Origin of the sequence: Streptomyces prasinopilosus (assembly GCF_001419695.1) — a bacterium.
Classification (GTDB): domain Bacteria; phylum Actinomycetota; class Actinomycetes; order Streptomycetales; family Streptomycetaceae; genus Streptomyces; species Streptomyces prasinopilosus.
In genome coordinates this window covers 1-11,938 of record NZ_LIRG01000302.1, presented here as the reverse complement: position 1 = coordinate 11,938, position 11,938 = coordinate 1, and the positions used below count along the sequence as shown (strand labels likewise).

General features: G+C 68.2%; 12 protein-coding genes. 10 read left to right on the top strand and 2 right to left on the bottom strand.

Features of this window, described 5'->3' with window-relative positions; all coding sequences use genetic code 11:
* The 6 genes from AOK18_RS13780 to AOK18_RS13760 form a co-directional block, all read left to right on the top strand.
* Positions 1-2,618: hypothetical protein (locus AOK18_RS13780; RefSeq protein WP_338119116.1), on the top strand; the 2,618-nt coding region annotated here is incomplete at its 5' end.
* A gap of 38 nt (positions 2,619-2,656) precedes the next feature.
* Positions 2,657-3,499 (top strand): immunity 49 family protein, encoded by an 843-nt coding sequence (locus AOK18_RS13775; protein WP_055694540.1) that lies wholly within the window; start codon positions 2,657-2,659, stop codon positions 3,497-3,499.
* Positions 3,500-3,620: 121 nt separating this feature from the next.
* Positions 3,621-3,887: a hypothetical protein gene (locus AOK18_RS33015; protein WP_157865090.1), complete on the top strand. Its 267-nt coding sequence runs from the start codon at positions 3,621-3,623 to the stop codon at positions 3,885-3,887.
* Between the two features lie 32 nt (positions 3,888-3,919).
* The gene (locus tag AOK18_RS13770; RefSeq protein WP_157865089.1) at positions 3,920-4,096 is read left to right on the top strand and encodes a hypothetical protein; all 177 of its coding nucleotides are present in this window, start codon (positions 3,920-3,922) and stop codon (positions 4,094-4,096) included.
* A complete protein-coding gene (locus AOK18_RS13765; protein ID WP_338119115.1) occupies positions 4,017-4,949 on the top strand; it encodes an immunity 49 family protein in 933 nt (310 codons plus the stop codon). The genes AOK18_RS13770 and AOK18_RS13765 overlap by 80 nt, the downstream gene beginning before the upstream one ends.
* Positions 4,950-5,206: 257 nt before the next feature.
* On the top strand, positions 5,207-6,085 hold the full coding sequence (locus AOK18_RS13760; RefSeq protein WP_240503170.1) for an immunity 49 family protein: 879 nt from the start codon (positions 5,207-5,209) through the stop codon (positions 6,083-6,085).
* Between the two features lie 666 nt (positions 6,086-6,751).
* Here AOK18_RS13760 and AOK18_RS13750 read toward each other — a convergent pair.
* Both AOK18_RS13750 and AOK18_RS31890 read right to left on the bottom strand, forming a co-directional pair.
* Entirely contained in the window at positions 6,752-8,383 is a 1,632-nt protein-coding gene (locus AOK18_RS13750; protein WP_055694536.1) for an IS200/IS605 family element transposase accessory protein TnpB, read from the bottom strand.
* Between the two features lie 268 nt (positions 8,384-8,651).
* Positions 8,652-8,978: a hypothetical protein gene (locus tag AOK18_RS31890; protein WP_055571658.1), complete on the bottom strand. Its 327-nt coding sequence runs from the start codon at positions 8,976-8,978 to the stop codon at positions 8,652-8,654.
* A gap of 202 nt (positions 8,979-9,180) precedes the next feature.
* Between AOK18_RS31890 and AOK18_RS13745 the strand changes: the two genes are divergently transcribed.
* The 4 genes from AOK18_RS13745 to AOK18_RS13730 all read left to right on the top strand — a co-directional run.
* The gene (locus AOK18_RS13745) at positions 9,181-10,029 is read left to right on the top strand and encodes a helix-turn-helix domain-containing protein (RefSeq protein ID WP_055571657.1); all 849 of its coding nucleotides are present in this window, start codon (positions 9,181-9,183) and stop codon (positions 10,027-10,029) included.
* Positions 10,008-10,217, top strand: coding sequence for a DUF397 domain-containing protein (locus AOK18_RS13740; protein ID WP_055571656.1), 210 nt, complete (start codon positions 10,008-10,010; stop codon positions 10,215-10,217). Before AOK18_RS13745 ends, AOK18_RS13740 begins: the two co-directional genes overlap by 22 nt.
* A gap of 366 nt (positions 10,218-10,583) precedes the next feature.
* Positions 10,584-10,853, top strand: a complete 270-nt coding sequence (locus AOK18_RS13735) for a hypothetical protein (RefSeq protein ID WP_055571655.1) — start codon at positions 10,584-10,586, stop codon at positions 10,851-10,853.
* A gap of 16 nt (positions 10,854-10,869) precedes the next feature.
* Positions 10,870-11,938 (top strand): EsaB/YukD family protein (locus tag AOK18_RS13730; protein ID WP_079105006.1); only part of this gene is annotated, 1,069 nt, incomplete at its 3' end.

The following is an 11,938-nucleotide window of genomic DNA, read 5'->3' as shown; positions in this document are numbered from 1 at the left end:
GGGCAGCAGGGGGGCACGTGAGCGCGGACCTGATCGACCCGCAGAACATCCCGCAGTTCACCGGCGACCTGGAGCAACTGGGCACGGACCACATGCTCCTGACGGGTGAGGCCCTCGCCTTCCGCCAGTCGGGATCCGACGTGCACACCCGCTTCCAGGGGCTGTCGGCGTGCTACACGGCACCGGAGGCGGAGCAGTTGTTCGCCACGACCGCGCCGGTGGCGGCCAAGGCGGACGAGTTCGCCGACGACCTGGAGAAGGTCGCGGCGGCCCTCAGCGCGTACGAGACGGAGATCCAGCCGCTCGTGGCCAAGCTGAAGAGCCTCAAGCAGCGTGCGGAGGCCTTCCGGAGCCGGATAGCGGGGGACGACGACTGGCGCGAGGACGACGACAACGTCCAGCTCAACAACGACCTGGTGCACGACGTCAACGCCACCGCGGAGGCCTTCTGGCTGGCGGAGATCGCCTGCCACAACGCGATCACCGCGCTGGTGGGCGGCTCGACGCTGATCATCGAGGACGGCGCGGAGAAGCGCCTGGTCAAGCGCGGCACCAGCACCTACGGCTTCACCGCCGACCTGCTGGACCAGTCCGAGGAACTGCCCTGGGGCAGGACCGTGGAGAAGGAGAGGCACGGGCTCGACTGGCTGGGCCACCAGGTGTGGGAGTTCGGCAAGGGATTCGTCGTCGACGGCGTGTGGGGCACGATCCAGGGCCTCGGCACCCTCGTCGGCTTCGACGGCTGGGACGCGGCGGGCGAGGCCTGGAAAGGGCTCGGCAAGCTCGCGACCGGCGTGCTCGTCACCGCGGTGCCCGTCATCGGCGTCGCCTACTGGGCGATGCCCGAGGACAAGCTGCCCTCCTACCTGCGCGACTCCCGCAACGCGGTCAAGGAGACGGGCAAGGCGCTGGTCGCCTGGGACCAGTGGGGCGAGAACCCCGCACGGGCGAGCGGCGCGGTCACCTTCAACGTCCTGACGACAGTGTTCACCGGAGGCGCCGGGGCGGCGGCGAAGAGCGGCGCGGTGGCCCGCACGGTCGGCGCGCTCGGCAGGACGGCCCGGCTGGTCGACCCCATGACGTACCTGGGCAAGGCCGCGACGTTCGGCACGGTCAAGGTCGCCGACCTGTTCGCCGGCCTGCGGGGCGTGCACGCGGGCGCCTACACCGACATCCTCTCCGGCACGGGACGCGTCCAGCCCGACGGCAGCGTGGTCCGGGTCGCCGACGACACGCCGGTCATCCGCGACAACGTCGTGGAGTGGCCGGACGGCACCCGCCTCAACCTGGACGACGGCTCGGTCGTCCGCGCGGACGGGACGGCGGCCCCGGCGAAGGTGGAACTCTCGGCGGCGGACCGGGAACTGCTGGAGCGGAGCCTGCCGCGCGAGGAGGGCGCGCTGGTCGGGGCGGGCGACCGGGCGGGCGCGCACGCCGCCGGGGGCACGGCGGCCCACGCCGGCGGCGACGCGACGGGACGGGCCGGCGGGAACACGGCGCCGACCGCGCACGTCGGCGAGCATGCCGGGGCGCGCGGCACGGACACGGTGCCCGCACGTGACACGGGCGGGCACGCGGCGGGCGGCGACGGGCCCGCGGGCGGTGGCGGGACCGACGATGGCGCGATTCCCGCCCGGCACGGCGGGGCCGGCGGCGGTCACGCGGGCGGGGACGGCTCGGGCGGGTCGCCGTCCGGCAGCCGCGATCCGCTGGACGTCGAACGCGAGGTCATGCGCCGGCAGGTCGAACGGGCCAACAACGACCCCCAATGGTTCAAGGATCACTACCGGGAGAACGGATACCGGCGCGACACCACCGCAGAGGGCGGTTACGGCCAGGCCGTGCCCCAGATCACCGCCAACCCCTTCGCGCCGCCCAAATGGATCGCGGCCAGTGACATGCCTCCGGCGATCAAGGAAAGCTATGTGCGTCCGGATCCCATCGAGGGCAAGCCGGCGGATCTCCCCCGCACGACCCGGGACTACCTGGACGAACAGGCCGCCAAACGGGACACGGCGGTCAAGGCCGACAAGGCGGCGGAGGACGTCCTCAAGGACGCGGAGAAGGCCTACGCCGCCAACCCCACGGACGAACTGGCCGCCGCGAGGGATCTCGCCGACAAGACGCACTCACCACTCCACGGCGACGCCAACCGGCAGGCCGAACTGCTCGGCGAGCACGCTGCCGAGCGCCATGCGATACCGGAGCACTACGAGGGCGCGGTGCGCCTGGACGACGGGGCGTTCGGCAACAATCGATTCGACCAGGTGTACCGGACGACGGACGGCCGGTACGTCGTCGTCGAGGCGAAGGGGTCCACGACGGCCTCTCTCGGGGTACGCAAGGGGCACAGCAATCGACTGGTGACGCAGGGGACGAAGGAGTACTTTGAAACAATCTTGAAGGAAATGGAAAAGAGAGCTAACAGAAACGAAAGGAAGGGGATGAAATCCGGGGATGCGAATCTACTAAAATCAGCAGAGGCGGAACGCAAGCTAGCCGACGACCTAAATAAGGCACTCGAAAAAGAACAAGTAGACTACGTTCTCGTAAAAGCTAAGCCCGACGGCGCCAAGTACGCCGGATACGAAATGCTACAGTTCAATATAAAGAAATGAGGAAATTGCACGTGGTAGCGAATATTTCACGTCCCGAAATGGAGGGCAGCAACCCGATTCCGGACGCATTCCGCGAGAAATTGAACACTCGCACGCTTGCGAAGATCGAAAACCTTGAGAAGTACCCGGATAGTTTCGGGTTGACCTTCAGCAGCGCACTGAGTACAGCTAAGCTGCAGACCCTCGATGATCCCACTGCCGCCAAGTTGGAGACGTGGGAGGCTTGGGTGATGGCCATGCAGGTCGGGTCCGCCCTGTTCGCCTCGGCGACCGCTCCGGAGGGCTCCACCGTCGAGTGCATGATCGGCCATAAGATGCGGACGATCCCCGCCGTGGGGATCACACACTTCGTGGACGCCGGTACCTGGCTGGAAGCCTTCTGGCTGGCGGTCGTCTGCCGGGACCAGGCGCGGATGACACAGCTGTGCCAGGTGCCGATCGAGACACTGCGGGCCTCCGGCGCCGTGTTCGAGGAGTACATCTATCACTGGGTGGATGCACTCCAGACGTACTGGCTGGAGCGACCCGGGCTCGGGGACAAACTCGTCGCCGCGTTCGACGGAACCGACCCGGACCGGCTGCGGTTCCTCGACCGCGAGACGATGCTCAAGGTCCTGTATCCGCCGATCAACCTCTTCTACCGTTTCATCGGCCAGGACCCGGACCAGTTCAACGAAGCCCTGATCCAGGCACTCCAACTGCACAAGGAATACTGGAACGCCGACCCGGACCGTGAGGAATCCGGCGAGGGCGACATCCCCCTTGCGATTCTGGCCCTCACCTGCCTCGCCCATGACGCCGGGCGGCCCATCGAGGTCGAATCGGAGTACCTGCCCGAGCACCTACTCAAGCGCAGCTGGCTGGGCGAATTCCCGACCTGAGACAGATGACCGGCATGACCACTCAGGACGGGTGTGCACAAAAACCAGCCCTCTACCGGACGCATTACTCGTGATGTACCACTTGATGGTCCGCGGTAGTGATGCACCAGCCCACCTGCCCGTGATTCTCGCCAAGGTGTTCCGTATCACGCTGGAACAGGCGGACGTGTCGGCAGATTCAGAGTGGGAGGACCGGAACTGGGATGCTGTCGTCACATGCGAGTACGAGCGCCTGCGAGGTGACTTGAACTGGTCCCTGACCGTCTATGCAGCCAACGAGGTCGAGTATCGACCGTCAGAGAAGGAGCTGGCCTCGCTGGTGCCCAGCGCCTCTCCGCGTTGGTTTTTACTTCTTGGGATGCCGGGTTCCCGTGGATCCGGAGAGTAGCCCTACCGGACGGCGGCTTCACGCTGGCCCGGGTGCTGCAACCGGACGACGACAGCCCCGCTTACGTGGTCGACGCCACAGAATCGAGAATCCCGGATCTTCCGAATGTGCAGGATCTGCGCATGAACGATGAACTCGAGCCCTTCATGTTCACCTGTCTTCATACAGATACGGCTTATGACACCGCCGGCCTCTTCCATGACCACTGAACTCATCCGGCACGGTCTGCCGGTAGGTCATAATTCCGAAAAGTTCACCGAAAGGCTGAACAAACACCTACTCAAGGGAATCGATCGCCTCGAGGAGTCGACAGCCGTGATCGACTCGACATTCAGCGCTGCGATCATGAACGTCCGCGCCCGGTGCGTCATTGATCCTCAGGCCGCAGCAGTGGAGACCTGGGAAGCGGCGGTCAACGCGATGCAGCTGGGGTCTGCCCTGTTTGCCGTCACGGCCAAGGATGAGGGAACAATCGAATGCCGCATCAATGGGAAAGTGCGCACCCTTCAGGCGACCGGCCCGCTCTCGACGGCCCGCGCGGGAACCTGGCTGAACGCGTTCTGGCTCGCCGTCATCTGCCGTGAGCCCGAGCGCATGACGCAATTGTGCGAGGTACCCCTGGAGCGGCTCCGGGCACCGGAGGGGCAGTACGACGAGTACATCTACCACTGGGTCGACACCCTGCAGACGTACTGGCTGCGCCGGCCGGGGCTGGTCGAGAAGCTGACCGCCGCACTGCAGATGTCGGACCCGGCGGTCGCCCGCATCGCCCCGCGAGACCTGCTGCAGGGCGTCCTCCATCCACCGATCAACCTCTTCTACCACTTCGTACGCAGGGACGTGGAAGGCTTCAGCCTCGCACTGGAAGAAGCCCTGAAACTGCACCGCGCCTACTGGACCCTCACCGAGGAACGGGAGAAGGACATCGACGGCACCATCGCTCTTGGCCCCCTCGCCATCGCCTGCTGGGCGCACGACGGGCACCTGCCCATCGAGGTCGAGTCGGACTACCTGCCCCAGCACCTCCTCCAGCACGACTGGCTGGGCGAATTCCCCATGTGAGACAGGTGACCGGCAGACCGTTCATCCGCCCCCATACGGTGACGGCTGCGGGTCACCCCCCTGCTGGGAGGACAACGGCAACGGCGGGCCGTGGATGAGTAAGAGGGCTCCACACGTCATCGAGGAGTGACTGCGTCGGGTACAGGGAGGAAAGGTCCCCCCGCCCGGATGAGCTCGAAACCTTCATACGTATGGCGCTTGACACCGTGCAGAGCGTCGAAGACGCCCCCGGTGCCAACCAGATCTAGCGAGGTTCAGTGGCCACGAGTGTTCTGCGCCATGACTTCCGCACGGACAACGCGGCCGAGGCCATGGCGCCGCTCATCGATGGGACGCGCCGGGTTCTCGACCGACTGGAAAGGTCGGAGATGTCCCGCCATCGGGCGCTGAGCAGCACCCTGACCATGGCGAAATGGCGCTGCCTGACAGATCCCGAAGCGGCCCGACTTGAGACGTGGGAGGCCTGGGTCACCGCCATGCAGGTCGGCACCGCCCTGTTCGACTCTGCCACAGCCACCGAGGGGCCCGTACCGTGCCGCATCGGAAGCACGGGCGAGGTGAAGAACCTGCCTGCCACGGGGCCGACGCCTTACACGCATGCGGGGGCGTGGCTCACATCGGTTTATCTGGCGACGCTCTGCCGCGAGAACGATCGTCTCGATCGACTGATGCAGGTACCCGTGTCGTTCCTCCGTGCCTCTGTTCCCAAGGGCGCGGTTTTCGACGACCATGTCTACGACTGGGTCGAGGCTCTTCAGAGCTATTGGACCGGTCGGGCAACGGAGATGTGGGACAAACTGGTATCAGCGGTCAAAGGCACCGATCCCGAACGGGAAGGCGTCACTGACAAGGAAATGATGCTGAAGATTCTTTATCCGCCGCTCGAACTCTTCCATCGCTTCCAGCTGCGGGAAATCGATCAGTTCGACACTGCACTGGTTGACGCCGTCACCGGGCACAAGCAGTACTGGGCCGGCGACCCGGCGCGCGCCCTGAGCGGTGACGGCCTGGTGGCCCTCGCCCCCCTCGCGTTGGCCTGCATGGCTTACGACAACGAATTCCCGGTCGAAGTCGAGTCCGAGTACTTGCCCAAGCATCTGCTGAGGCGTTCATGGGTCGGCGAGTTCGAGACGTGATCCGCGTTCTCCGCGAGGCAGGCGGCCGCAGATCGTGACAGCTCAGGATGACGACAACCAGTTCCTCGATCCCATAGCCGTGCATCGACGGCGGCTGCGGACACGTTGCTCTTCGGTGTGCATCGGGAGTATGTGCGCGTGCCCGGTGTGCGCGGCGGGCTGCCCTACCCGGTCGGCGTTGCGGTCACGGTGATGCGACCAGACGCGCACCATACGGTCGAGCTCCGCGATGCACAGGTCGCACGCGTACGCGTCTCCCCTCGCGCCGGGCGTGGCCACGGAACCGACCCACAGCACGGCCACGCCCTCACGGCGGCGGTACAGCCCCGGCACGCGCCCATCACCCATGCGTTACCGTCGCCGGCTTGTGCGACCAGGGGCCACACGCCAAGCCGGGGGTGCTCGGCGGACGGGGCGGACATCACGCCGCCCCCGTCCGTTCGTAGCCGTCCGGCCGACTCCGCCGAGGCTTCATGACCGTGTGGTCACCGAAGGTGCGACGGTAGTGCCGACGGCCTCACCGTGCCGCCCCCTGACCGGGCCGGAGCGCGGAGGTGAGCGCACGGGTCGTGGCCACGTTGCAGCGCCCCAGGTCGATCAGCGCGAGCGGAGTGGACCCGGCGCACGAAGCGACATCGAGCCCGAGGGATGGCAATGTCACCGTTCCTAGTCAGTGAGCGGGAGTGAGTCCTGGACCCGTTCCCGCTCACTGCGGACGCCCCGAACGGTGTGAGGTGTCCTGGTCGCCCGCGTTCGTTCCGCGTCCGGTGGCACGGATCGGGTCCGTGGTCCGGGAAGGCGGCGGCGGGGTTCCTCACGCCCGCGGGTATCCAGTCCGGCCTGGACGGTCCGATGCCCGCAGCCATCACTCCGGTGGGTGCGGGGCGGTGCCGTCCGACGCCGGAGCGAATAGCCCTGGGCGCGTCGTGCGATGGCCACGGCGGCTGCGTCGTGGCGGCTGGTTTTGCGGGTGGTGCTGGTGAGGGGTTTCTGCCAGTGCTGGGCGCCCCACTTCGAGGTGTAGGCCGGATCCACGGCGATGACGGTGATGCCCGTCCGGTCGGCCATCGAGGTCAGGCGGGCGCGGAGCCGACCGGTGGGCAGACCGGCAATCAGCCGCCGGAACTGCCTGTTGCGGCCGTATTTCTCGCGGGTCTTCTCCGCGGTGAAGTCCAGGTCTTCGACCGCGATGGCCTTCACCCCGCAGGTGCGGGCCCAGTGCAGGAGCCGGGTCAGGGCGTGGCGTACCTGGGCGTCCCGGTACTGCGCGCTGCCGGTCAGGTCGTAGCAGAAGCGGCGTGGATTCCCGGTGGGGTTGCCGTGCACGTCGAGGTGCCAGGCGGCCAGGTGGTCGGCGTTGATGTCGACCCCGATCACCCCGTGCGCGAGCGCCGCCGCCAGAGGCACCGCCGGGGAGGCGGGCGTCTGCCAGGACGCGGTCACATACCAGCGTGCCCGGTCGACGTCGTAATGGATGCGGTAGGCGATCGCCTGGTTCGCCGCCACCCGGTCGGCCCACTCCTGCCCACGGTGCGCGAAGGCCGCCCGGCCGGTGAGGACATACCGGCCGTACGGAGCATTCGCCAGGCCGGCCAACGGGGCAGGCAGCCTAATGCTCACCTCACCGTCGGGGCTGATGCGGATCGTCTCGTTCCCGTAGCGCTTGCCGCTCTCCCCGTCCGCCCGCAGAAACCAGCGGGCCGCCTCCCAGCGTGCACGCCACTGCGCCTGGGTGAGTTGTGCGGCGGGCAGCTGGTGGCGCATCCGGGACAGGCGCTTGCCGCCGCGCACCACACGCACCCGCCCGGCCTGCCAGTCGGCGCGTTCCCGTGCCAGCCGGTCCTCCAGCACCCGCAGTCGGCGGGCCTTAGCATGCCACTCCCGCCGACTGCGATAACCCCCCGGGGCCTTCTTCGACCCCTTCGCACCGAGTGGCAGTGCCAGCCGATGCCGCAGAGTCTGGACCCCGGCCTGGAGGTTCTGGAGGTGGGCGAGCGCACCGCGGCGGGCCAGCGCCCACTGATCATGCGTCGCTTTGGTGATCGACCCCGCCCAGCGGGCCGAGGAGAGCGGGGTCAGGTCCCGCTTGCGCACCGCCCACGCCTGCGCATCATGCTCGAGGCCGTCGTGGCAGCGCGCCTTCAAATCGCGGCCGGCAAGCGCGCCCAGATGCGCGCCCACCCGCCGCAACACCTCCTCATCAGCCGCGGTGAGCCGCTTCAGCCGGGTCCGGATCGCCACCCCGGACGGGCCGGGGACGACAAACGGCGCCGCGAGCTTCCGCAGTTTTTTGTTCATCCCTGCACCCCGCCCCTTCAGTCCGGCCCGGAAAACCCGCTCACCCCATCCAACGAACACCCCGAGTGAAGGTCACGCATTCGGCGGGCGAACCCCCATTCCCCCTGCCGGCATGACAGCGCCCACTCCCGGCCGTGGCTGGGCCCGTCCGCGCTCACTCATCCACACCAGAACACACTCATGCTCAGCCAAACCTCTACAGCTCCCAACCCCCGCCGCCCGGAGCGCGTCGCGCAGGTCCTCACACGCCTGTTCCGCGTCTCCCACCTCAGAGAACCTCCCCTCTGCTGCGGGCGTTGGCCCTGGCCACCCGCTTCCACATCGGTTCCTCGGCCCGTTCACGGACGTTCAACGGCTGCACGTCGCCGGGCAGCGCCGTCCACTCCGTGCCGCCGTTCTCGGGGCGTAGCCATACGAACCCGTCCTGATGGTCCATGACGATCCCGCGCCTCTCCTGCCGTACGTCATGGGCGAGTTCACCGACCGGGAGCCGACCCGCGTCCAGTTCGGGGCGGCCTGGGCGGGGCGTCGTGCCGGTCGTCCTGCGTCCGCGGGAGGGTGCGTGGGCAGCCTCCTGCTGCTTCTCGCTGTTCACGCTCTCAGCGTCGCGGCGGACAAGGGTGGTCGGCCAGGGTGACGGTGTTCCGAACCGGGCTCCGGAACGGCTGCCACCTGGACGTTCTCACTTTTCGTACTCAAGCTGTCACCGGTAGCGATTACCGTCGGTGGATGCCCGTCCCCTCGGGAACACGGGACGGCATGCCGACACGACACACGGCAAGGGAGCACCGACCGCCATGACCCAGCCCTCCAGGGACCTCGAACCCGTCCACTCCGCCCGCGACCTCTACGGCGTCGAGCTGCGCCGTCAGCGCCGGCTCATCGGGCTGTCGCTGGACCGGATGTCGGACATCGTCAACTACAGCAAGACGCATCTGCACGGAGTGGAGACGGGAGAACGGCTCCCCCTGCCACCCCTCTCGGAGAAGTTGGATGTGGCTTTCGGGACGGGGGAATTGTTCCAGGGGTTGTGGGGGGCGGTGAAGCGGGAGTACACGCCTCGGCGGTTTGATCATTGCCTGGAGCTGGAGGCGAGGGCGGTGCGGATTCAGGAGTTCGGCGCGAGTCTCATTCCCGGCCTGCTCCAGACAGAGGCGTACATGCGCGCACTGTTCACCGCGGGGGAACCAGGGATGAACTCCCGGGAGATCGACGGTCTGGTGGCGGACCGCTTGGGCCGCCAGGAGATCCTGCGGCGGGACTGCCCGCCGGATTTCTGGTGGATCATCGGGGAAGCGGCGCTACGACAGGCCGTAGGTGGGCCAACGGTAATGAGTGGACAACTCGCGGCGCTGTTGCCACTGGTGAACACAGGCCATACCACCATCCAGGTAAGCCCGTTCGAGGCGGACGCGTGTGCCCTGATGAGCGGCACCCTCATCCTGCTGACCCTCCCGGACAACTCGATCACCATGTACCAGGAGGGTGCCGGGTACGGGGAAAGCATCGACGACAGGGAGGCCGTCACACGGCATGTGCGAGAGTACGATCTGAAAAAAGCCTGCGCCCTCTCGCCGCTGGAGTCCGCAGCGCTGATCGAGACGATGTTGGAGAAATACGAGCCATGCGAGTCACCCGGGACCTGAGCACCACCCGCTGGCGCAAGTCCTCCTACAGTGACGGCCAGCAGGGCGGAGCTTGCGTCGAAGTCTCCGACGACTTCCCTGACACCGTCCCCGTCCGCGACAGCAAGAACCTGACCGGCCCTGTCCTGATGCTGGGCGGGGCGGCCTGGCAGCCGTTCGTCACCGGTGTCAAGGACGGCTCCCTGTAGAGCGGTTATGAGAAACGGGCCCTGGTGATGTTCCAGGACCCGTTCCGGAACGAGGACTGCAGCGGACCGCTCAGCCCGTCATGGCCACCTCCGGCTTCGCCGACAGCCCTTCGACGGCGGCGGTCTCACAGTCCAGGAGGAATACCGGTGGGACGAGGACGGCCGACCGGCGAGAAGCCGGCGTCTCGATGACCGCTCGCAGGCGCCCTGAGCAGATTCCCGGCCGTCGGGCCGCGGCCGCGATGCGTCCTGGGGAGTGGCTCCGGGAGGATCGAGGTCGAGTCGGAGGACCTGCCCGGGAATCTGCTCAAGCGCAGCCGGCTCGGCGGATCCCCCATCTGACCCGATACGAGGTGAATGAGCAGCATGTCCGCCCAGGACTACGACAGCCAGCTTCTCGAATCCGTCTCCGTGCGGCGGCGGCGGTTGCGGGACGCCCTGTTGTTCGGGGCGCAGCGGCAACGGCGGGCCGTGGACGAGCGGGTGGGGAAGGTGATCGCCGGAATGGTGATCGCGGCCGTGCTCTGTGCCGGGTGCGTGGGGTGGTCGTTCGTGTCGCATCGGCTGATCGGACAGGGCAACGGCCCGTACTCCCCCGGCGTTTCCACGCCCCCTAGTAGTCCTACAAGCCGGTGATAGGTTCGCGAACGTGATGTCTACGGGGGCCTTGAGTACGGAAACGGCCGGGGGGCCGACGGTGTTGAGCCGGGTCACGCTCGTCGGTGAGCGGCGCCGCGTCGACCTGGTCCTCCCGGCGCGGGAGCCGGTCGGGCTGCTGCTGCCCGAGGTCATGCGGTTGCTGGACGACCGTGTGGAGGGGCGGCCCGCCGCGCGTCACCTCGTCACGGTGGACGGCTCCGCACTCGATCACGACAGCACGCTGGAGACGGCGGGCGTCCGCGACGGCGCCGTCCTGCGTCTCGTCCGCGCGGAGGACGCCCCGCCCGCTCCCGTCGTGCACGACGTCACCGACGAGGTGGCGGAGGATCTCGGTCATCGGGCATGGGTGTGGGGGCCGGCCGCGCAGCGGGTCACGGCGGGGGTCGCGAGCGTGGGCTGGGTGGTCGTCGCCGCGCTGTTCGCGCGGGCGCAGTACGACCGGTCGGTCGTCGCGGGCGCCCTGCTCGCCGCCGCCGGTGCGGCCGCGGTCGCGGGTGCGGTCCTGGGGCGGGTGCGCAGGCACGGGCTCGCCACGACTCTCCTGTGTGCCGGTGGCGCGCTCGGTGTGCTGGGCGTGTGGAGCCTGGTCGACGACCTCGGCGGGTCCTCTGCGGGCGTTCTGCGGCTCGCCGGAGTGGCCGCCGTGGGCGTGCTGGTCCTCGCCCTGCTCGGGCTGTTCACGCCGTTGGGGCGGGGCGGGCTCGTGGGCGCCGGCGCCGTGGCCCTGACCGCCGTGGGCTGGGAGGTCGTCGTCGCCGTGCAGTCCGGCGCAGGGACGGCGGAGGAGCAGGCGCGCGTCGGGGCCGTTCTCGGTGTCGTCTGCGTGGTGGTACTCGGTGTGCTGCCGCGGCTCGCACTGATGGCGTCCGGGCTCTCCGGGCTCGACGACCGCCGGGCCGGCGGGGTCTCCGTCAGCCGCCACCAGGTGTCCGTCGCCCTGGCCGCCGCCCACCGCGGGCTGGTGCTCGCCACGGTCACCCTGGCGGGGTCGGCCGCCGTGGCCGCCGTACTGGCGCTGCGGGATCCTTCCGTGTGGACGGTGCCGCTGGCCGCGGTCGTCG